Here is a 20,173-nt window from a genome sequence, read left to right as displayed (position 1 = left end):
ATCGAACATCCATTCTCATGGAGGCTCCGGCGAGGTGCTCGGCGGGCATTTCGCCCCGCTTTCGATGGGGAAGTCCCCGAGTTATCCACAGGCCGGACGGGCGTCGGGGCGCATTGTCAGTGGCAGGCGCTAGCGTCTTTGACGTGAAGCGATCGACTCAAGCAAATCGGGTGGAACCCATGGCAGGAACCGACCGCGAGAAGGCCCTGGAAGCCGCACTCGCACAGATTGAACGGCAATTCGGCAAGGGCGCGGTCATGCGCATGGGCGAGCGGTCGATGGAGCCCATCGAGGTCATCTCGACCGGGTCGACCGCGCTCGACGTGGCCCTCGGCGTGGGCGGCCTGCCGCGCGGCCGTGTCGTGGAGATTTACGGCCCGGAGTCGTCCGGTAAGACGACCCTGACCCTGCACGCGGTGGCGAACGCGCAGAAGGCCGGCGGCCAGGTCGCCTTCGTGGACGCGGAGCACGCCCTCGACCCCGAGTACGCGAAGAAGCTCGGCGTCGACATCGACAACCTGATCCTCTCCCAGCCCGACAACGGCGAGCAGGCTCTGGAGATCGTGGACATGCTGGTCCGCTCCGGCGCCCTCGACCTCATCGTCATCGACTCCGTCGCCGCGCTCGTCCCGCGCGCGGAGATCGAGGGCGAGATGGGCGACAGCCACGTCGGTCTCCAGGCCCGCCTGATGAGCCAGGCCCTGCGGAAGATCACCAGCGCCCTCAACCAGTCGAAGACCACCGCGATCTTCATCAACCAGCTCCGCGAGAAGATCGGCGTGATGTTCGGCTCCCCCGAGACCACGACCGGTGGCCGCGCGCTGAAGTTCTACGCCTCGGTGCGTATCGACATCCGCCGCATCGAGACCCTGAAGGACGGCACGGAGGCGGTCGGCAACCGCACCCGCTGCAAGGTCGTCAAGAACAAGGTCGCGCCGCCGTTCAAGCAGGCCGAGTTCGACATCCTCTACGGCCAGGGCATCAGCCGCGAGGGCGGCCTGATCGACATGGGCGTGGAGCACGGCTTCGTCCGCAAGGCCGGCGCCTGGTACACGTACGAGGGCGACCAGCTAGGCCAGGGCAAGGAGAACGCGCGCAACTTCCTCAAGGACAACCCCGACCTGGCCAACGAGATCGAGAAGAAGATCAAGGAGAAGCTGGGCGTCGGCGTGCGTCCGGAGGAGCCTGCTGCCGAGCCGGGTGCGGACGCCGCGGTCTCCGCCACCCCGGACGACGCCGCGAAGACGGTGCCCGCTCCGGCGGCCAAGGCGGCCAAGACCAAGGCTGCGACTGCCAAGAGCTGACCCTTGACACGGCGAACCGACTGGGCCGAGTACGCCGCCTACCCGGACGCTCCGCGCGAGCGGAGACGAGGCGGCGACGCGGACTCCTCCGGAATGGGCGACCACGCCCATGCGGGAGAGACGGCCCATGACGCGGACCGGGGGAACGACGGCACTGCGCCGTACGGCAGAAGCAGGTCCTTCGACGGGTACGGCGACGAGTCGGGCCTGGCGTACGGCGAAGACCCGGGCCATGGCGCGGCGGACGGCGAAGCGTGGGTGGAGGACGGTTCGGTGCACGGCACCGGTGCGCCCGGTGATGGCTCACGCCGCGGCCGGCGTGAGGCTCGGGGCTCGGACGGCCCACGCGGGCGTCGTCGGCGCGGTCGTACAGAGCCGCCCGGAGAGGACGGAGGCGCCTCTTCCTCGTCGAGGGCCGAGGAGAGGACGCCCCCAGCGGACCCGGTGGAGCAGGCGCGGGCGATCTGTCTGCGCCTGCTCACCGGGACCCCGCGCACGCGGAAGCAACTCGCGGACGCCTTGCGTAAACGCGAGATCCCGGACGAGGCCGCCGAGGAGGTGCTGTCGCGGTTCGAGGAGGTCGGCCTCATCAACGACAGCGCGTTCGCGGACGCCTGGGTGGAATCCCGCCACCACGGCCGAGGGCTCGCCCGACGTGCGCTCGCCCGGGAACTGCGCACCAAGGGCGTCGACTCCACACTGATCGACGCGGCTGTCTCGCAGCTCGACTCAGAACAGGAAGAGACGACCGCACGCGAACTCGTCGCCCGCAAACTGCGTTCCACCCGGGGCCTCGACCGCGACAAACGCCTGCGCCGCCTCGCGGGCATGCTCGCCCGCAAGGGCTACCCCGAGGGCATGGCTCTACGGGTGGTCCGGCAGGCCTTGGAGGAAGAGGGCGAGGACACGGAGTTCCTCGGGGACGAGGGGTACTGATCCCTACGGCCCCAGAACCGTAGAGGGCCTGCACATGGGCCTGGACATGAGCGAGGGCCGACGACGATCGCGGGGGTTTCCGGCCCCGGACACGGTGGACGCGCGGGGGCGCCCATCGCATTCGGGGCCGGGCAGTGATCAGGTGGGTCTGTGCAGTGATCAGGTGGGTCCGTAGGGCACGGTCCTGCTCCGCTGCCTTCGATCACTCTCGCCTTGGCCTCCAGCCACTACGTCACCGGAAGCCCCTCGGCCCGCCACGCCTGGAAACCTCCGACCAGGTCGGTGGCCCGGTGCAGACCCAGTCGTCGTAGCGACTCGGCTGCCAGGCTCGACGCGTACCCCTCGTTGCAGATCACCACGACCAGAAGGTCGTGACTCGTTGCCTCGGGGGCGCGATGGCTGCCCTGTGGATCGAGCCGCCACTCCAGTTCGTTGCGCTCGACCACGAGGGCCCCCGGGATCAGACCGTCCCGCTCACACAGGGCCGCGTACCGGATGTCGACCAGCAGAGCCTCGCCGGACTGCGCTGCCTCGTACGCTTCCTGCGGCTCGATCCGCGTGTAGCCCGCGCGTACCCGTTCCAGCAACTCGTCGATACCGACCGGCCGCTCACTCACGCCGCTCACTGCCAGTCCTCCGGGCGCTCCACCTGCTCCAGGCGCAGGATCGGCCCGCTGCGGCTGAAGCGGCGGATGCGCGGCAGCGGCGGGTAGTAGGCGTGCACGGAGATCGCATGCTGGCCGGAGGACTCGTTGAGGACCTCGTGCACATGGTGATGGCCGAAGGAGCGGCCCTTTCCGGCCGGCAACCGCCGTTCCCGGTCCACGTCGTCCGTCAGTTCCAGCGTCTTCCAGCCGTCGGCGGGCAGCCGGACGGCGAGCGCGTTCTCCTTGAGCTCACCGGCCGCGGTGAGGAAGGCGCCGACCGAGTCGGCGTGGTCGTGCCAGCCGGTGCCCGTTCCTGGCGGCCAGCCGATCAGCCAGGCCTCGCTGCCGCCGGGGCCTTCGAGCCGTACCCAGGTGCGGCCCTCCGGGTCGAGCGGGAGCGAGGCGATCAAGTCGGCGTCGGCGGCCGTACGCCGTACGAAGTCGAGAAGGTCCGCCTGCGTCGGCGGCGTGGAGGTTGTCGCGGAATTCGACGCGGGAGGCGTGACAGCCGGGTCGGAAGAGGCAACGGCGGCGGGGGAGACAGACACGGGCACCGTCCTGAAGAGAGTTCGCGAAGTGCGCGCGACGGCACCGGCGACAGGAATCAGGAGGCCAGGAGCGGCGCGCGCGAGAAGAAAGAGAGGCGAGTTCAGCAGGACGGGCGACACACGCAGCCCGCATAGCGGACGAGGTCCATATGGACCCTCCGCCACAGGCGCACACAGGTGTCGGTCACGATCGGGAGTACACCATGACGGTGAGAGCCGGTCAACTCGCCGTCATCTGATCTGGCGAGGCCGCCCGGCGTTCATACCGCGGAACAGCCGCATCCTGTGCCGTGCCGGTGTTGAAGGAAGGAGGTCATGCCCGCTACACGTACCGGCTGCGTGTGTCGCCGACCGCTCGTACACAACTGCTTGCGGAGTGGGACCGCTGCCGATGGGTGTGGAACGAGTGCGTGGCCAAGTCCAAGGCCGTGCACGCGCACAACAAGGCGCACCCGGAGGACAGCAGACCTGTGGCCCGGCCCAGCTCGACAGGATGCTCACCGAGACCAGGCGGGTGACCCCATGGCTGAGGGAAGGCGCCAGCGTTCCGTAGCAACAGATCATCCGAGACTTCGGCACGTCGCGCGCGAAGGCGCACAAGGACATCAAGGAGCGCCTGCCGCTCAGGCAGAGAGCTGGGATGCCCGGCTGGAAGAAGAAATGCGAAGCGGACCCGACGCTCAACTACACCAAGCGTGGCTTCCGTCTCGGAGACGGAAGCCTGCACCTGACGGGCGGCATCGTCCTGACCATGGTGTGGTCCCGAGAATTGCCCGCTGTCCCGTCTTCCGTGCGTGTGTACCGAGAGCGTCGGCCATTGGTACGCCTCGTTCGTCGTGCCTGCCGAAGTCCAGCCTCTGCCCGCTACCGGCGCGGTGATCGGGATCGACTGGGGTGTGAAGGAGACCGCGACCACAACCTCGGACTCGCACGACCTTCCCCATGCCCAGCACGGGCAGAAGGCCCAGCAGGAAATGTCGAGGTACGACCGAATGATGGCCCGCCCTCAACCCGCCAAAGGACAGGCGGCCTCGAAGGGGTACAGCGAGGCGAGGAAGCTGTGTGCGAAGGCCCACCAGAAGGTCGCCCGGCAGCGGCAGGATGCCGGGCGCAAGTGGGCGAAGAAGGTCGTGACGGACCACGACGCCATCGCGGTGGAGGATTTCCGCCCGAAGTTCCTTGCTAAGACGTCGATGGCCCGCAAGGCAGCCGATGCTGCCATCGGCGCAACGAAGAAGGCCCTGCTGGAGATGGACCGCAAGCACGGGCGGGATGTCCGCCTCGTGCACCCCGCGCACACCACCATGGACCGCGCATTGTGCGGAGCGAGAACCAAGCACGCACTGCCGCTGTCGGAGCGCACCTACACCTGCATCGCGTGCGGAGCGGTCTCTTCCCTTGTAGACCATTGCTCATTGCTCTCTCTGCGCGCGCATGGTCGGGGCATACGTGGGCCCTTGGGCGCGGTCGCGGGCGAGCCGGTCAACTCACCCTCATGTCAGCGTGAACCTGCGCGCGCCCCGGCTCCCACCTCCGCCTTGACCGGCCCCCCCAACGCGGCCTCGGCCGCCGCGTACAGATCGGCCGGCCGCACCCCGCTCAGGGCGGTCACCAGGTGGCCGTCGGGTCGGATCAGCAGCACGCTGTGCGCGGACGCCCCCGGATAGCTCTCCGCGACCAGGAGTTCGGCCGGATGCGGCAGCGCCGTCACCGCGGCCGCCAGTCGCGGCATGATCCCCGCGGTCGCCCAGTGCTTGCGGTCCCACACGCCCGTGCCCGGAGCGATCAGCAGGACCAGCAGCGCGCCCCGTCCGAGCCGGTCCCGCAGCCGTACGAAGGAGCCGTCCTCGGCCGTGACGCGTACGTCCCTGACCGGCGCACCGCGCGGCGTGTCCACCGGCACCTCGCCCTCCAGGTGCGGGGGCGCGAGCGGCGAGTCGGCGTACGTCCCCGGCGCACCGATCGCTCCCTGCCCGAGGTGGCCGTCGATCAGCAGCGCATCATGGCCTCGGGCGGAGCCGGGCACGTACGCGCGCAGCCCTCCGCCGCCGCGCAGCAGCGGCAGCGCCTGGTCGGCGGCGCGCAGCCGGGCGGCGACGGCCGCGCGCCGCTCCGTCTGGTAGCTGTCGAGCAGCGCCTCGTGCGGCCCGTGATGCCAGGCCGACGCCAGCTTCCAGGCGAGGTTGTCGGCGTCCCTCAGCCCCTCTTCCAGCCCATGCGTACCGAGCGTGCCGAGGCAGTGCGCCGCGTCTCCGGCGAGGAAGACGCGGCCCACGCGCCAGCGACGAGCCAGACGGTGGTGGACCGTGTGCACTCCGGTGTCGAGGAGTTCGTACGGCGGTGTCGGGCCGGTGGACCAGCCGGCGAGTGTTTCGCGGACGTGAGTCACCAGCAGTTCGGGTGTGACCAGGTCCTTGCCCGGCGGCAGCAACCAGTCAAGGCGCCAGACCCCGTCCGGGAGCGGCCGCCCGGTCACCTCCCCGCCCGAGGGTCCGGACGCCCGCCACGGCGGCATCCGATGGAGCAACGCCTGGCCCTCCCACGGAAGTTCCACATGCAGCGCGGCCACGGCGTGTCGCTCCACCGCCGTACGCCCCGGGAAGCGGATGTCCTGGAGTTTGCGCACGGTCGAGCGGGGGCCGTCGCAACCGACCACATAACTGCCACGCCACCAGGTGCCCTTGGGGCCACGGGTGTGGACGCTGACGCCCGAGACCTCCTGCTCGATGGCGTCCAGGCGACTGTCCACGGCGACCTTGACGAGCCGTTCGTCGGCGAGGGCGGCGCGCAGGGCACCGGTCAGCACGTGCTGGGCGATGTGCAGGGGCGGGGGGTTCGTGGCCCCCTCGCGCCCCTCCGTCTCCTCCACGGCGTCGTCGAACGTGACCTCGCGCATCACCTGCTTGCGCCGCATTGCCCGCCATCCGGCCCAGTAGGCCCCGGCCCCGGAGAGCGGCGTGCCCGTCAGGCGCTCCAAGAGGGCGATGGCGTCCTCGCGCAGGACGACAGTGCGCGCGAGACGGGGTTCGTCCTTGCCGGGCCCCTCGTCGAGAACGACGGACGGAACCTCCTGACGGGCCAGCGCCAGGGCGAGCGTGAGCCCGACGGGCCCCGCTCCGACGATGATCACCGGGTCCACGGCGCGGCGCCCCCTGCCCGCAGCGGTGTCCCGAGGGACGCAAGTGAACAGAAAGTTGGAGCAGGGTGCACGATCACAGAACGTATGCAACCCATTGCCGGTGCTTGCGTCAAGTGACGGAGGGCAGTGGCGATCATGCCACTGCCCTCCGGGGTGTTCATGCTATTTGACTGTTCGTCAGGTATAGGTCCTGGAGCCGGGCAGACCGCCGCCTTCTCCGCCGGTCCCGAAGGATCCGCCCACCGCCGCCGGGTTCAGCTCCTCCATGTCCTCGGCGCTGAGGACCGCGCCCGTGCTCTTCTTGCTGCGGCGCAGCCTCTTCTCCAGCCAGCTGGCGAAGCTGGTGAGGATGAAGTTCAGCACGATGTAGATGAGCGCCACCACGATGAAGCTGGGAATGACATTCGCGTAGAAGGACGCCATGGTCGCGCGCGAGTTGAGCAGCTCGGTGAAGCCGATCATCACGCCGCCCAGCGCGGTGTCCTTCACGATGACCACGAGCTGGCTGACGATGGCCGGCAGCATGGCGGTGACGGCCTGCGGCAGCAGGATGGTCCTCATGGTCTGGTTCTTGCGCAGACCGATCGCCATGGCGGCCTCTCCCTGCCCCTTGGGCAGGGAGAGGATGCCGGCCCGTACGACCTCGGCTAGGACTGACGCGTTGTAGAGGACCAGACCGGTGACGACCGCGTACAGGGGGCGCTGCTCACTGGAGACGTTCGTCCAGCGGTCGTAGAACTCGTTGGCGAACAGCATCAGCAGAAGGACCGGGATGGCCCGGAAGAACTCGACCACCCAGGCGGCGGGAAGCCGTACCCACCGGTGGTCGGAGAGGCGCGCGATGCCGAAGAACGCGCCCAGTGGAAGGGCGATCACCATGGCCAGTGCCGCGGCCTTCAGCGTGTCGGCGAGGCCGGGCAGCAGATAGGTGGTCCAGGCCTCCGACTGGGTGAACGGCTTCCACAGGGCCCACTTCAGCTGGCCCTTCTCGTCCATCGTGTCCCAGATGAACCACACGAGCAGGGCGAGCAGGGCGAAGAAGACCACCGAGATGATCAGATTGCGCCACTTGGCGCGGGGGCCCGGAGCGTCGTAGAGAACGGAGCTCATCGCTTCACCGCCAGTCGCTTGCTCAGCCAACCGAGGATGAGGCCGGTGGGCAGGGTCAATACCACGAAACCGAAGGCGAAGACCGCGCCGATAAGGACCGTCTGTGCCTCGTTCTCGATCATTTCCTTCATCAGATAGGCGGCCTCGGCTACGCCGATGGCGGCCGCCACAGTGGTGTTCTTTGTCAGAGCGATCAACACGTTGGCCAGCGGGCCGATGACCGAGCGGAAGGCCTGCGGCAGGATGATCAGCCGGAGGGTCTGGCTGAAGGTCAGCCCGATGGCACGGGCCGCCTCGGCCTGGCCGAGCGGCACGGTGTTGATGCCGGAACGAATCGCCTCACAGACGAAGGCCGCGGTGTAGGCGATCAGACCGAGGATCGCCAGACGGAACCCCCGGACCTGGAAGTCGGAGGCGCCCATCGTCACGCCGAAGATGTCGGCGAGGCCGAGCGAGGTGAAGATGATGATGACCGTCAGGGGAATGTTCCGGACGATGTTCACATAGGCCGTGCCGAACCCACGCATGAGCGGGACCGGGCTGACCCGCATCGCGGCCAGGAGGGTGCCCCAGATCAGGGAGCCGAGGCCGGAGAAGACGGTGAGTTGCACCGTCGTCCAGAAGGCACCCCACAGGGTGGGGTCGTCATAGTCTGAAATGAAGTCGAACACGATCTCCCGCGCTTCCGGGTGGGTGGCGAACGTGGATAGCGCGGCGCGCCGCCGCCCTGATCGCGGGTGGACGGCGGCGCGCCGGTGGATCCTTGCGCTACTTGACGATGACGCCGATCTTCGGCGCGGGCTCGTTCTTGTAGTTGGCCGGACCGAAGTTGTCGGTGACCGCCTTGTCCCAGGCCTTGTCCTTGACCATCTTCTCGAGGGCGGCGTTGATCTTGTTGACGGTCTCGGTGTCGCCCTTCTTCACACCGATGCCGTAGTTCTCGTTGCTCAGCTTGAGGCCGGCGAGCTTGAACTGGCCCTTGTACTGCTCCTGCGCGGCGTAACCGGCGAGGATCGAGTCGTCCGTGGTCAGGGCGTCCACGGCGCCACTCTGCAGAGCGGCGATGCACTCCGAGTAGCCGCCCCTCTCCGTCAGGTTGGCCTTCGGCGCGAAGTCGTTCTTGACGTTCTGCGCCGAGGTGGAGCCCTGCACCGAACACAGCTTCTTGCCGTTCAGGTCCGTGGCCTCGGAGATGTCCGAGTCCGACTTGACCAGCAGGTCCTGGTGCGCCAGCAGGTACGGCCCGGCGAAGTCGACCTTCTGCTTGCGCTCGTCGGTGATCGAGTACGTCGCCGCGATGAACTTCACGTCGCCGCGGGCGAGGGCGTTCTCACGGTCGGCGCTCTTGGTCTCGACCCACTCGATCTGGTCGGGCTCGTAGCCGAGCTCCTTCGCCACGTACGTCGCCACGTCCACGTCGAAGCCGGAGTAGCCGCCCGGCTCCTTCAGGCCCAGACCCGGCTGGTCGTACTTAATGCCGATCTTGATCTTGTCGCCGCCACCGGAGCCCGAGTTGCTGTCGCTGTCGCCGTCACCACCACAAGCGGTGGCGGTGATGGAGAGGACGATTGCAGCGGCGGCCGCGGCGGAGGCCTTGCGGAGCTTCATGGTGAACATCCTTTGTGTGAAGAAGAGATGCGTGCCGTCAGGAACGGCGGTGACGCAGGTCGTCGGGTGCGGAAGCAGTCCGTCAGGGGTGCGGGGTCGCGTCCCCTTCAGTGGTGCGGGTGGCACCCCGTCAGTGGTGCTGGATCGAACCACTGACGGGATGCGCGGATCGCACCTCGTCAGTGGTGCAGGATCTTGGACAGGAAGTCCTTGGCGCGGTCGCTGCGCGGGTTGCTGAAGAACTGGTCCGGCACAGCTTCTTCGACGATCTTGCCGTCCGCCATGAACACCACCCGGTTGGCGGCCGAACGGGCGAAGCCCATCTCGTGGGTCACGACGATCATGGTCATGCCGTCGCGGGCGAGCTGCTGCATGACCTCCAGGACCTCGTTGATCATCTCCGGGTCGAGCGCCGACGTGGGCTCGTCGAAGAGCATGACCTTGGGGTCCATGGCCAGCGCACGGGCGATGGCCACACGCTGCTGCTGGCCGCCGGAGAGCTGGGCGGGGTACTTGTCCGCCTGGCTGCCCACGCCCACCCGGTCGAGCAGGGTGCGGGCCTTCTCCTCGGCCTTGTTCTTGTCGGTCTTGCGGACCTTGATCTGGCCCAGCATCACGTTCTCGAGCACGGTCTTGTGCGCGAAAAGGTTGAAGGACTGGAAGACCATTCCGACGTCGGCACGCAGTTTGGCCAGCGCCTTGCCCTCAGCGGGCAGGGGCTTGCCGTCGATCGCGATCGTGCCGGAGTCGATCGTCTCCAGGCGGTTGATGGTGCGGCACAGGGTGGACTTCCCGGACCCGGAGGGTCCGATGACCACGACGACCTCGCCGCGGGCGATCGTCAGATCGATGTCCTGGAGCACGTGCAACGCGCCGAAGTGCTTGTTCACGTTCTTCAGGACGACCAGCTCGCCGGTCGCGGCCACGTCTTCCTTGGCCACCGATACTTCGGTCATCGCTCTCAGGCTCCGTCCTCCTCGGTTTCGGAGGACAGTAGTAACCGTATCCGACCTGCGTCATCAGTTCTGAGGTGAATCTGAGCATCACGATCCGATAGCAATCGGACACGTGTCGTAGCACTTGGGACCGGGCGCGTACCGGCTGGATAACGGAAGCTGCGCGCAACCGGAACCCACTTGACGGCGTCCTCGTCCATCAGCGTGACTTCCATGGTGCACTCGCGCGTGTGCACGCACTGTGTATCTACCTGAATCGTACGGCCGATGAACCGAAGGAGGCCGGGATGAGACTGCTCCTCGTCGAGGACGACAACCATGTCGCCGCCGCGCTGTCCGCGGTCCTGGCACGGCACGGTTTCGACGTCACGCACGCGCGTAGCGGCGAGGAGGCCCTCCAGGCGCTGGTACCCGAGGGCAACGGCTTCGGCGTCGTCCTCCTTGACCTCGGCCTGCCCGACCAGGACGGTTACGAGGTCTGTGGCAAGATCCGCAAGCGCACCAGCACCCCGGTGATCATGGTCACCGCGCGCTCCGACGTCCGCTCCCGCATCCACGGCCTCAATCTCGGGGCCGACGACTACGTGGTGAAGCCGTACGACACCGGAGAGCTGCTCGCCCGGATCCACGCCGTCAGCCGGCGCACCGTGCAGGAGGACGCCGATGTGGGTGGCGACGGCGTGCTGCGCCTGGGCGCCGTGCACATCGAACTGCCGACCCGCCAGGTCAGCGTGGACGGTTCGGTTGTCCAACTGACCCGCAAGGAGTTCGATCTCCTCGCGCTGCTCGCCCAGCGCCCAGGGGTGGTCTTCCGCAGAGAACAGATCATCAGCGAGGTGTGGCGCACGAGTTGGGAGGGGACCGGGCGCACTCTTGAGGTGCATGTGGCGTCCCTGCGCGCCAAGCTGCGCATGCCGGCGCTGATCGAGACCGTACGCGGCGTCGGCTATCGACTCGTCGCCCCGGCGTCGTAGCGGGCAGGGGTGCGCACTCGTCTCCTCCCGCTGCTGATCGTCCTGATGGCGGCGGTGCTGCTTGCCCTCGGCGTACCGCTCGCCGTCAGCCTGGCGTCGGCCCAGCAGCAGAAGGTGGTCGTCGACCGGATCGACGACACCGCGTACTTCGCGGCGATCGCGCGGCCCGCCGCCGACACCACGACCGGTTCCCGCGACGACCTGCGCATCCTGAGCCGGGAACTCGAGAGCTACTACGAGGTCTACGGCATCCGGGCCGGTGTCTTCCTGCCCAACGACACGCCCCTGGCCACCGGCCCGACGACCTGGCTCCTGCCCGATACCGGCGAAGAGCGCGAGGCCTTCCAGGAGTCGCTGCTGAGCCGGCGCAGCCACGACCCCAAGCAGGTGTGGCCCTGGCAGCGCAACCGCCTCGTCATCGCCTCGCCGGTCATCCGGGACGGTGACGTCGTCGCGGTCGTGGTCACCGACTCGCCCACCGGGCAGATGCGTTCGCGGATCCTGCACGGCTGGCTGATCATCGGCGCGGGGCTGACGGCCGCGATGCTGGTGGCCGTCGGGGCAGCCCTCAGGCTGACCGGGTGGGTGCTCAGACCGGTGCGCGTGCTGGACGTCACCACGCACGAAATCGCGAGCGGCCGCATTAAGTCACGCGTCGCGGTGGCCAGCGGTCCGCCGGAGCTCAGACGGCTGGCCCGGTCGTTCAACGAGATGGCGGACAATGTCGAGGACGTGCTGGAGCAGCAGCGCGCCTTCGTCGCCGACGCCTCGCACCAGCTGCGCAACCCGCTGGCGGCGCTGTTGCTGCGCATCGAACTGCTCGCCTTCGAACTCCCCGAGGGCAATGCGGAGATCGCCTCGGTACAAGCCGAGGGCAAGCGCCTGGCGCAGGTCCTCGACGATCTGCTCGACCTCGCCCTCGCCGAGCACACCGAGGCCGATCTCCGGCTGACCGACGTCGGCGCGCTGACCGCCGAGCGCCTCGCGGCCTGGGCGCCGACCGCCGAGGCCAAGGGCGTACGGCTGGTGGGCACCTGCCCGCCCACCACCGCCTGGGTCGACCCGGTGGCGCTGTCCAGCGCTCTTGACGCTGTGATCGACAACGCGGTCAAGTTCACGCCGCGCGACGAGCGGGTCGAGGTGACCGTCGCGTCCAACGGCAGGACGTCGACGATCGAGGTGGCCGACAACGGCCCCGGCCTCACCGACGAGGAGCTCGCCCGCATCGGCGACCGCTTCTGGCGCAGCGGCAGGCACCAGAACATCAAGGGCTCGGGGCTGGGCCTGTCGATCTCCCGGGCACTGCTCGCACCGGGCGGCGGCTCGATCGCGTACGGCCGTCATCAGCCGCACGGGTTGCGGGTGACGGTGACGGTGCCGAGGTCGGGGCCTACGCCGTAACCGGTGTCGACTCCGGTGCACGTGTGCGTGCGGGTACCGGTCGGCGGGCGTTCCCGTCTTCGCCTACGGCCGGTCCCGTGGCGGCCTGCGCTACGGCTTCACCGAGCGGTAGTAACTCTTGGCGCCCTCGTGCAGCGTCAGCGGGTCGGTGTAGATCGCCGTACGCAGGTCGACGAGTTGTGCGGAGTGGACGTGGGCCCCGATGCCGTCGCGACTCTTGATCACCGTCCGGGTCAGCCATTCGGTGAGCCGGGGGTCCATGTTCTTGCGGGTGATCAGCAGGTTGGACACGGCGATCGTCGGCACCGTGGCGCCGTCCTGGATGCTGGGGTAGGCCGACTCCGGCATGTTGGTGGCGCGGTAGAAGTGGGCCGTGTCGCCCTGGGCGTGCACCTTGGCGACGAGGTCCGCGTCGATCGGCACGAACCGGAACGCGGAGGTCTTGGCGATCTCCTCCAGGCCGCCCGTCGGCAGTCCGCCCGACCAGAAGAACGCGTCGAGCTCGTGCCCCAGCCGCTTGGGCCCGGTGTCGATGCCGTCCGACCTGGGCGTGATGTCCTTCTCCGGATCGATGCCGGCGGCCTCCAGCACGCGCGTGGCGATCAGCCGCACACCGGAGTTGGGCAGCCCTATGGCCACTCGCTTGCCCTTCAGGTCCGCGACGGAGCGGATGTCCGAGTCCGGCGGGACGACGAGCTGCACATAGTCGTCGTACAGGCGGGCGACGCCGCGCAGCCGGTCGGTGACGGGCTTGCCGCCCATCCTGAAGGTGTCCACGGCGTCGGCGGCGGCGATCGTGAAGTCGGCCTCACCGGTAGCCACGCGTTCGACGTTCTCCTGCGACCCGGCGCTCGTGGTCAGCCGCACCTTCAGCTGCGGCATGTCCTTGGCGAGTTCCTGGCGCAGGAGCTCGCCGTACTCCTGGTAGACCCCCGCGCGCGTGCCGGTGCTGAAGGTGATCGTCCCGCTCGGCGGATCCTCACCGAGCGGCAGCACCCACCACAGCAGCAACCCGAGGGTCACGAGCCCGGCGGCCGCGCCCTCTAGGGCCCGGCGCCTGCTGATGCGGGTGAATGCCTTGAACATGGCCGCGATCCTGCCAGCCCGTACGCGGTGCTGACCAGGGCAGGGGTCACAGCGTCGGTCGCGCACCGAGGAGTGTCGGACCCGGCCGATACAGTCGACGCATGAGTTCCTCTCCCGCCGACCTGGTCCGTGAATTCCACCTCGCCTTCGGCCTCGACGCCCGCAGGACGCCGACCGAGGTCTCCCCGGAACTCGCCGCCCACCGTGGAGAGCTGCTCGCCGAGGAGGCCGCGGAAGTCGCCGAGGTCGCCGTGACCGGCCCGCTCGACAGGCTCGCGCACGAGCTGGCGGACGTCGTCTACGTCGCGTACGGCACGGCCCTGATCCACGGCATCGACCTCGACGCCGTACTGTCCGAGATCCACCGCTCCAACATGACCAAGCTGGGCCCCGACGGCCGGATCTCGCGCAGAGCCGACGGCAAGGTCCTCAAGGGCGAGTACTACGAGGCGCCGGACGTGTCCGGTGTGCTGCGCAGGCAGGGGTGGGCTGCTCCCGCGCGGTAGCTCTCTTCCCGGCGCTTCGGCCCGCTCGGGCCGGGGCGACGGGTTCTCGCGACCGCATACCCTTGTCCCATGAGCAGCAGCGACCGGAGCCAGGCAGTGGACGTGAAGACATACGAGGTGCGCACCTACGGGTGCCAGATGAACGTCCACGATTCCGAGCGATTGTCCGGGCTGCTCGAGGACGCCGGTTACGTCCGCGCGCCCGAGGGCTCCGACGGTGACGCGGACGTCGTCGTCTTCAACACCTGCGCGGTTCGCGAGAACGCCGACAACAAGCTGTACGGCAACCTCGGCCACCTGGCGCCGATGAAGACCAAGCGGCCCGGGATGCAGATCGCGGTGGGCGGCTGCCTCGCGCAGAAGGACCGCGACACCATCGTGAAGCGGGCGCCCTGGGTGGACGTCGTCTTCGGCACGCACAACATCGGCAAGCTCCCTGTCCTGCTGGAACGCGCGCGCGTGCAGGAGGAGGCGCAGGTCGAGATCGCCGAGTCGCTGGAGGCGTTCCCGTCGACGCTGCCGACCCGGCGCGAGAGCGCCTACGCGGCCTGGGTGTCGATCTCCGTCGGCTGCAACAACACCTGCACCTTCTGCATCGTCCCGGCCCTGCGCGGCAAGGAGAAGGACCGCCGCACCGGCGACATCCTCGCCGAGATCGAGGCCCTGGTCGCGGAGGGCGTCAGCGAGATCACGCTGCTCGGCCAGAACGTCAACGCGTACGGCTCCGACATCGGCGACCGCGAGGCGTTCAGCAAGCTGCTGCGGGCCTGCGGGACCATCGAGGGCCTGGAGCGCGTCCGCTTCACCTCGCCGCATCCGCGCGACTTCACGGACGACGTGATCGCGGCGATGGCCGAGACCCCGAACGTGATGCCGCAGCTGCACATGCCGCTCCAGTCCGGCTCGGACACGGTCCTCAAAGCGATGCGCCGTTCCTACCGCCAGGAGCGCTACCTGGGGATCATCGACAAGGTCCGTGCAGCCATCCCGCACGCCGCGATCACCACCGACATCATCGTGGGCTTCCCGGGCGAGACCGAGGAGGACTTCGAGCAGACGCTGCACGTCGTCCGCGAGGCGCGTTTCGCCCAGGCCTTCACCTTCCAGTACTCCAAGCGCCCCGGCACCCCCGCGGCCACCATGGAGAACCAGATCCCCAAGGAGGTCGTCCAGGCGCGCTACGAGCGTCTCGTCGCCCTCCAGGAGGAGATCTCCTGGGATGAGAACAAGAAGCAGGTCGGCCGCACCGTCGACCTGATGGTCGCCGAGGGCGAGGGCCGCAAGGACGGCGCCACGCACCGCCTGTCCGGCCGCGCCCCCGACAACCGACTGGTCCACTTCACCAAGCCGGAGCAGGAGGTCCGGCCCGGCGACGTCGTGACCGTCGAGATCACGTACGCCGCCCCCCACCACCTCCTCGCCGAGGGAGCCGTCCTGAACGTGCGCCGCACCCGCGCGGGCGACGCCTGGGAGAAGCGCAACGCCGCCGAGGCCACCAAGGCCGCTGGTGTCATGCTCGGGCTGCCCAAGATGGGCGTGCCCGAGCCGCTGCCGGCCGTCACCGGGGGCTGCGCCATCGACTGACGGGACCCGGAGACCGGACCGCGAGGGGGCGTGCACCTACCGCCTGCGGTACTGGCTCGCGGAGCGCGTGTGGGGCACGGAGGCCGCCTCTTAGTCCGGGGAGGCCATCTCGGGCAGCGTCGCGGATGCCGTCCCGGGGCGCGTCCGGGGGCCCGCAGTAGGCTGCCGATCATGCTTGTCGCTGCCGCCGTCTGCCCCTGCCCGCCTCTTCTCGTGCCCCAGGTCGCCGCGGGCGCCGCGCCCGAGCTGGACGCCGCACGAGCTGCCTGTACGGATGCGCTGGGCCTGCTCGCCGCCGCCCGACCGGACCGGCTGGTGGTCGTGGGGCCCGCAGACGGGAGCGGGGCGCGGACATATCCGCGAGGGACAGGGGGTACGTTCCGCGGCTTCGGTGTGGACGTCGACGTACGGCTGGGCCTCGGTGAAGGTCAGGGCGACGGCGACGGGGCCGATCCGGCGTCTTCGGAGCTCCGGCTTCCGTCCTCGCTCGCCGTCGCCGCATGGCTTCTGGAGCGGACCGGCTGGTCGGACGCCCCGATCGAGGGACTCGGTGTGGGGGAACCTCTTGAGGCCGAGCGGTGTATGGAAATCGGAAGGGACATCGCCGCCCGGGCCGAGCGGGTGGCACTGCTGGCGATGGGCGACGCCAGTGCCTGTCGCACGCTCAAGGCGCCCGGGTACCTCGACGAGCGAGCGGCACCGTTCGACGCGTCCGTCGCGCGTGCGCTCGGCGACGGGGACGTGGCCGCCCTCAAGGCTCTGGACACCGGGCTCGCGCAGGAGCTGAAGGCGTCCGGCCGGGCTCCTTGGCAGGTCCTCGCGGGCGCCGCGGAGGAGGCGGGTCTCTCGGGCGCCTTGCTCTACGAGGACGCGCCGTACGGCGTCGGCTACCTGGTCGCGACCTGGTCGTAGCGCACGCCGAACCCCCGAAAGCCGACGTCGAAAGATCTCCGAAAACGGCGGACGGCCGGGAGCCGTCAAGCTCCGCGGCCGTCCGTCGATGTGCCGTTCAGGTGGTCGGCGGGGGTGCGTCCGGCGGCGGTGTGCTGCCCCCGGCCGCCGTGTCGTTCCCCTTGTGCGCGAGTCGGTCCATGGCGCCCTTGGCCTTGCCCGTGCCCGTGTGGATCCTGTCGCTGTACTTGCCCTTGGTCTTCTCGTCGACGACCTTCGCGGCCTTGTCGAGACCGTGCTGGATCTTGCCCTCGTGCCGCTGCGCGAGGCCGGAGACCTTGTCCTTCGCCGGGGCGAGTTTGGCTTTCAAATTGTCCTTCAGACCCATCGTTCACCTTCCCGCGCGGGACAGTTACGTGCGGGCGCCCTCACCGGCCTCGCTGTCGGCCGCCTCGTCGGCGGACTGCTGCTTGGGGATCTCGACGCCGTCGTCGGCGTCGGTCTCGACGGACGCCGCCGTCGGTTCGGCCGACTCCTCGGCCTTGGCCTCAGCCGACCCCTTCGCCTCCGCCGCCTCTTCCGCCGCGGGCTCGGCCGTTGGTGTGTCGGTCTGAGTCTCGACGGTTGACGCCTCCTCCGTGGTCTTCGACCGCCGGAAAATCCGTGCGAAAACGCCCATATCCACTCCATACGTTACTCGTGCGGGCGAAATCCCGCGTCGTCCGGTGCGTCCGTTTGCGCCCCCGGGTCGCCGCCTCCGCGAAACCGGCGGCGAAAACCTCGCAACAGGCAACGACCTCGCGCGTGTGCCGTCACGTAACTCGTTCGAGTCCACCCCGCGAGGTTTGCGAGACTGGGGCGGTGAGCAGCGCACCCCCCGCCCCCCGCGTCATTGCCGTAGTCGGACCCACCGCGGCCGGAAAGTCCGATCTGGGCGTCTTCCTGGCCCGGCAACTCGGCGGCGAGGTCGTCAACGCCGACTCCATGCAGCTCTACCGAGGGATGGACATCGGCACCGCCAAGCTGACGCCCGAGGAACGGGACGGCGTTCCGCACCATCTCCTGGACATCTGGGACGTGACGGTCACGGCGTCCGTCGCCGAGTACCAGCGGCTCGCGCGGGAACGGATCGACGCGCTGCTCGCCGAAGGGCGCTGGCCGATCCTGGTCGGCGGCTCGGGGCTGTACGTCCGTGGAGCCGTCGACAACCTGGAGTTCCCCGGCACCGACCCCGAGGTCAGGGCCCGGCTGGAGGAGGAGCTCGCGCTGCGCGGCTCCGGGGCGCTGCACGCCCGTCTGGCCGCCGCCGACCCCGAGGCCGCGCAGGCCATCCTGCCCAGCAACGGCCGCCGCATCGTCCGCGCTCTCGAAGTGATCGAGATCACCGGCAAGCCCTTCACCGCCAACCTTCCCGGCCATGACTCGGTCTACGACACGGTCCAGATCGGCGTCGACGTGGCCCGCCCGGAACTGGACGAGCGCATCGCGCGCCGGGTCGACCGCATGTGGGACGCCGGGCTCGTGGACGAGGTTCGCGCGCTGGAGGCGCAGGGGTTGCGAGAGGGGCGTACGGCCTCGCGCGCGCTCGGCTATCAGCAGGTGCTCGCGGCGCTCGCCGGGGAGTGCACCCTGGAAGAGGCGCGGTCCGAGACCGTACGTGCCACCAAGCGCTTCGCGCGCCGTCAGGATTCATGGTTCAGGCGCGACCCGCGGGTGCACTGGCTAAGTGGGGCTGCGGCGGATCTCACAGAACTTCCGCATCTCGCGCTGGCGTTGGTCGAACGACCGGTTACAGCCTGATCACGTGATGGCATCGGGACGCTCCGGCCGTCATCCGGGCCTCCGGTGCCATGCCATCATCGAGCTTCGATCGACCAAGTGGAGTCCGAGTTGGGAGGGCGCGTGGCGATGGAGGCCGGCCCTCGCGACACCGCACAAGACACCGAGAACGTCACCGCTGACCGGGACGAACCGGAGCGGGACGGCGACCGTCTGAGCCCCGACGGGCCGGACGGGATCGACGAGACCGAGGGCGGCGTCACCGACGACGGCCCCGAGCCCGAGGAGATGTACGCGAGCGGCCCGGAGGTCGAGGTCGAGCTGCGCCCGCAGCGCCGACTGCGCATCTGGCAGCTCGCGCCGATCGTCTCCCTGGCCGCGGTCGGCTCCCTGATGTTCGCCTTCCCGCTGGCCTTCGACTTCGGCGACAGCGGGGCCGTGATCGCCATGCTGGGGCTGCTGATCTGCTCCTGCGCGGCCGGCTGGGGCATGATGGCCGCCCGCCGGGTCGGCTACACCTGGCCCGGGCTGCCGCAGCGCGGCTCCGGCCGCCGACCGGACTGGCGGGTCGTGCTGGCGTACGTCCTGCTGGTTGCCGCGATCGTCGTGCTGGCCGTGTGGCGAGTGGCTCGCCTGCGCTGAGGGCCGTCCTGACGGGTCTGTCGTAGCGGCACCGTACGATCGAGGAATGAGCACGCGGATCGCCTTCCTCAAGGGTCATGGCACCGAGAACGACTTCGTGATCGTCCCGGACCCCGAGAACGTCATCGACCTCCCCCCGGCCGCCGTCGCCGCCCTGTGCGACCGCCGCGCCGGCATCGGCGGTGACGGGCTGCTGCACGTCGTGCGGTCCGCGGCGCACCCCGAGGCCAAGGACATGGCTGCCGAGGCCGAGTGGTTCATGGACTACCGCAACGGCGACGGCTCGATCGCGGAGATGTGCGGCAACGGCGTGCGCGTGTTCGCGCGCTACCTGCAGCACGCCGGGTACGCCGCCGAGGGTGATCTCGCGGTCGCCACGCGCGGGGGTGTGAAGACCGTGCACATCGCCAAGGACGGAGATGTCACCGTCGGCATGGGCAAGGCGCTGCTTCCCGAAGGGGACGTCACGGTCACCGTCGGTGAGCGCACCTGGTCCGCGCGGAACGTGAACATGGGCAACCCGCACGCGGTCGCCTTCGTGGACGACCTCGCCCACGCCGGCGACCTGTACTCGGCGCCGCCGTTCAGCCCGGCCTCGGCCTATCCGGACGGGGTCAACGTCGAGTTCGTGGTCGACCGAGGGCCCGGCCACGTCGCGCTGCGCGTGCACGAGCGCGGCGCCGGCGAGACCCGGTCGTGCGGCACGGGCGCGTGCGCCGTCGCCGTGGCCACCGCTCGGCGGGACGGGACCGACCCGGCGGTCACCGGCGTCCCCGCGACGTACACCGTCGAGGTGCCGGGCGGCACCCTGGTGATCACCGAGCGGCCCGACGGAGAGATCGAGATGACCGGCCCCGCGGTGATCGTGGCCGAGGGAGAGATCGACGCCGAGTGGCTGGAAAAGTTCGTTCCCTGAACGGTTTGGCGACGCGGCATCAGAGTCTCGGGCCGGACGTGGCTTGAGAGGTGAGCCGTCGGACCTTCAGGGCGTTCGAGATCACGAACGACGGCTGGCTGTCTGGCGCAAAAACGTATACCCGCACACCCTCGCTCGAATGGGTG

At 69.3% G+C, this 20,173-nt stretch carries 21 protein-coding genes and 1 pseudogene; 11 read left to right on the top strand and 11 right to left on the bottom strand.

Features of this window, described 5'->3' with window-relative positions; translation table 11 throughout:
• The first annotated feature begins 179 nt into the window (after positions 1–179).
• Together recA and recX are read left to right on the top strand one after the other, a co-directional pair.
• Positions 180–1,304, top strand: a complete 1,125-nt coding sequence (gene recA, locus ACZ4UU_RS39005; protein WP_471908163.1) for a recombinase RecA — start codon at positions 180–182, stop codon at positions 1,302–1,304.
• Positions 1,305–1,307: 3 nt separating this feature from the next.
• Complete coding sequence (recX, locus tag ACZ4UU_RS39000) at positions 1,308–2,240, top strand: recombination regulator RecX (protein WP_471908162.1); 933 nt, start codon at positions 1,308–1,310, stop codon at positions 2,238–2,240.
• A 227-nt stretch (positions 2,241–2,467) separates the two neighbouring features.
• Here recX and ACZ4UU_RS38995 read toward each other — a convergent pair whose 3' ends face one another.
• The 3 genes from ACZ4UU_RS38995 to ACZ4UU_RS38985 all read right to left on the bottom strand — a co-directional run bounded on the left by ACZ4UU_RS38995 (position 2,468) and on the right by ACZ4UU_RS38985 (position 3,608).
• Positions 2,468–2,866, bottom strand: a complete 399-nt coding sequence (locus tag ACZ4UU_RS38995; RefSeq protein ID WP_471908161.1) for a rhodanese-like domain-containing protein — start codon at positions 2,864–2,866, stop codon at positions 2,468–2,470.
• Entirely contained in the window at positions 2,863–3,435 is a 573-nt protein-coding gene (locus ACZ4UU_RS38990; protein WP_471908160.1) for a cupin domain-containing protein, read from the bottom strand. Before ACZ4UU_RS38990 ends, ACZ4UU_RS38995 begins: the two co-directional genes overlap by 4 nt.
• 101 nt (positions 3,436–3,536) lie before the next feature.
• Positions 3,537–3,608, bottom strand: coding sequence for a putative leader peptide (locus ACZ4UU_RS38985; protein ID WP_309544753.1), 72 nt, complete (start codon positions 3,606–3,608; stop codon positions 3,537–3,539).
• Positions 3,609–3,725: 117 nt separating this feature from the next.
• Here ACZ4UU_RS38985 and ACZ4UU_RS38980 point away from each other — a divergent pair.
• A pseudogene (locus ACZ4UU_RS38980) lies at positions 3,726–4,830 on the top strand (RNA-guided endonuclease InsQ/TnpB family protein); the annotation flags it as partial.
• A gap of 103 nt (positions 4,831–4,933) precedes the next feature.
• Here ACZ4UU_RS38980 and ACZ4UU_RS38975 read toward each other — a convergent pair.
• The 5 genes from ACZ4UU_RS38975 to ACZ4UU_RS38955 all read right to left on the bottom strand — a co-directional run bounded on the left by ACZ4UU_RS38975 (position 4,934) and on the right by ACZ4UU_RS38955 (position 10,248).
• Positions 4,934–6,574 carry an FAD-dependent monooxygenase gene (locus tag ACZ4UU_RS38975; protein WP_471908159.1) on the bottom strand — a complete coding sequence of 547 codons (1,641 nt, stop codon included), beginning with the start codon at positions 6,572–6,574 and terminating at the stop codon, positions 4,934–4,936.
• A 177-nt stretch (positions 6,575–6,751) separates the two neighbouring features.
• A complete protein-coding gene (locus tag ACZ4UU_RS38970) occupies positions 6,752–7,684 on the bottom strand; it encodes an amino acid ABC transporter permease (RefSeq protein ID WP_471908158.1) in 933 nt (310 codons plus the stop codon).
• Positions 7,681–8,355, bottom strand: coding sequence for an amino acid ABC transporter permease (locus ACZ4UU_RS38965; RefSeq protein ID WP_471908157.1), 675 nt, complete (start codon positions 8,353–8,355; stop codon positions 7,681–7,683). Before ACZ4UU_RS38965 ends, ACZ4UU_RS38970 begins: the two co-directional genes overlap by 4 nt.
• Positions 8,356–8,452: 97 nt before the next feature.
• On the bottom strand, positions 8,453–9,292 hold the full coding sequence (locus ACZ4UU_RS38960; RefSeq protein ID WP_471908156.1) for a glutamate ABC transporter substrate-binding protein: 840 nt from the start codon (positions 9,290–9,292) through the stop codon (positions 8,453–8,455).
• 179 nt (positions 9,293–9,471) lie between these two features.
• Positions 9,472–10,248: an amino acid ABC transporter ATP-binding protein gene (locus ACZ4UU_RS38955; protein WP_471908155.1), complete on the bottom strand. Its 777-nt coding sequence runs from the start codon at positions 10,246–10,248 to the stop codon at positions 9,472–9,474.
• Positions 10,249–10,535: 287 nt separating this feature from the next.
• Between ACZ4UU_RS38955 and ACZ4UU_RS38950 the strand changes: the two genes are divergently transcribed.
• Both ACZ4UU_RS38950 and ACZ4UU_RS38945 read left to right on the top strand, forming a co-directional pair.
• Positions 10,536–11,222 carry a response regulator transcription factor gene (locus ACZ4UU_RS38950; protein WP_471908154.1) on the top strand — a complete coding sequence of 229 codons (687 nt, stop codon included), beginning with the start codon at positions 10,536–10,538 and terminating at the stop codon, positions 11,220–11,222.
• Between the two features lie 9 nt (positions 11,223–11,231).
• Positions 11,232–12,623, top strand: coding sequence for a sensor histidine kinase (locus ACZ4UU_RS38945; protein WP_471908153.1), 1,392 nt, complete (start codon positions 11,232–11,234; stop codon positions 12,621–12,623).
• 90 nt (positions 12,624–12,713) lie between these two features.
• Here ACZ4UU_RS38945 and ACZ4UU_RS38940 read toward each other — a convergent pair whose 3' ends face one another.
• Positions 12,714–13,709 (bottom strand): TAXI family TRAP transporter solute-binding subunit, encoded by a 996-nt coding sequence (locus ACZ4UU_RS38940; protein WP_471908152.1) that lies wholly within the window; start codon positions 13,707–13,709, stop codon positions 12,714–12,716.
• A gap of 101 nt (positions 13,710–13,810) precedes the next feature.
• On the opposite strand from ACZ4UU_RS38940, the gene ACZ4UU_RS38935 reads away from it, so the two are divergent.
• From ACZ4UU_RS38935 to ACZ4UU_RS38925, 3 genes are all read left to right on the top strand, one after another.
• Positions 13,811–14,215 (top strand): pyrophosphohydrolase domain-containing protein, encoded by a 405-nt coding sequence (locus ACZ4UU_RS38935; RefSeq protein WP_471908151.1) that lies wholly within the window; start codon positions 13,811–13,813, stop codon positions 14,213–14,215.
• 69 nt (positions 14,216–14,284) lie between these two features.
• Entirely contained in the window at positions 14,285–15,799 is a 1,515-nt protein-coding gene (gene miaB / locus ACZ4UU_RS38930) for a tRNA (N6-isopentenyl adenosine(37)-C2)-methylthiotransferase MiaB (protein WP_471908150.1), read from the top strand.
• 171 nt (positions 15,800–15,970) lie between these two features.
• On the top strand, positions 15,971–16,711 hold the full coding sequence (locus ACZ4UU_RS38925; protein WP_471908149.1) for a class III extradiol dioxygenase subunit B-like domain-containing protein: 741 nt from the start codon (positions 15,971–15,973) through the stop codon (positions 16,709–16,711).
• Positions 16,712–16,808: 97 nt separating this feature from the next.
• Here ACZ4UU_RS38925 and ACZ4UU_RS38920 read toward each other — a convergent pair whose 3' ends face one another.
• Positions 16,809–17,078: an antitoxin gene (locus ACZ4UU_RS38920; RefSeq protein WP_471908148.1), complete on the bottom strand. Its 270-nt coding sequence runs from the start codon at positions 17,076–17,078 to the stop codon at positions 16,809–16,811.
• 24 nt (positions 17,079–17,102) lie between these two features.
• Complete coding sequence (locus ACZ4UU_RS38915) at positions 17,103–17,369, bottom strand: hypothetical protein (RefSeq protein ID WP_471908147.1); 267 nt, start codon at positions 17,367–17,369, stop codon at positions 17,103–17,105.
• Between the two features lie 182 nt (positions 17,370–17,551).
• Here ACZ4UU_RS38915 and miaA point away from each other — a divergent pair, with 182 nt between their 5' ends.
• The 3 genes from miaA (at position 17,552) to dapF (ending at position 20,027) form a co-directional block, all read left to right on the top strand.
• Positions 17,552–18,490 (top strand): tRNA (adenosine(37)-N6)-dimethylallyltransferase MiaA, encoded by a 939-nt coding sequence (gene miaA / locus ACZ4UU_RS38910; protein WP_471908146.1) that lies wholly within the window; start codon positions 17,552–17,554, stop codon positions 18,488–18,490.
• Positions 18,491–18,598: 108 nt separating this feature from the next.
• Positions 18,599–19,111 (top strand): hypothetical protein, encoded by a 513-nt coding sequence (locus ACZ4UU_RS38905; protein WP_471908186.1) that lies wholly within the window; start codon positions 18,599–18,601, stop codon positions 19,109–19,111.
• A 46-nt stretch (positions 19,112–19,157) separates the two neighbouring features.
• Positions 19,158–20,027, top strand: coding sequence for a diaminopimelate epimerase (gene dapF / locus ACZ4UU_RS38900; protein ID WP_471908145.1), 870 nt, complete (start codon positions 19,158–19,160; stop codon positions 20,025–20,027).
• Positions 20,028–20,173: the final 146 nt, after the last annotated feature.

It is taken from the genome of Streptomyces sp. NPDC028907, assembly GCF_055564995.1.
Note: the sequence above shows the minus strand (reverse complement) of the source record. Positions and strands in the feature narration are given on the sequence as shown.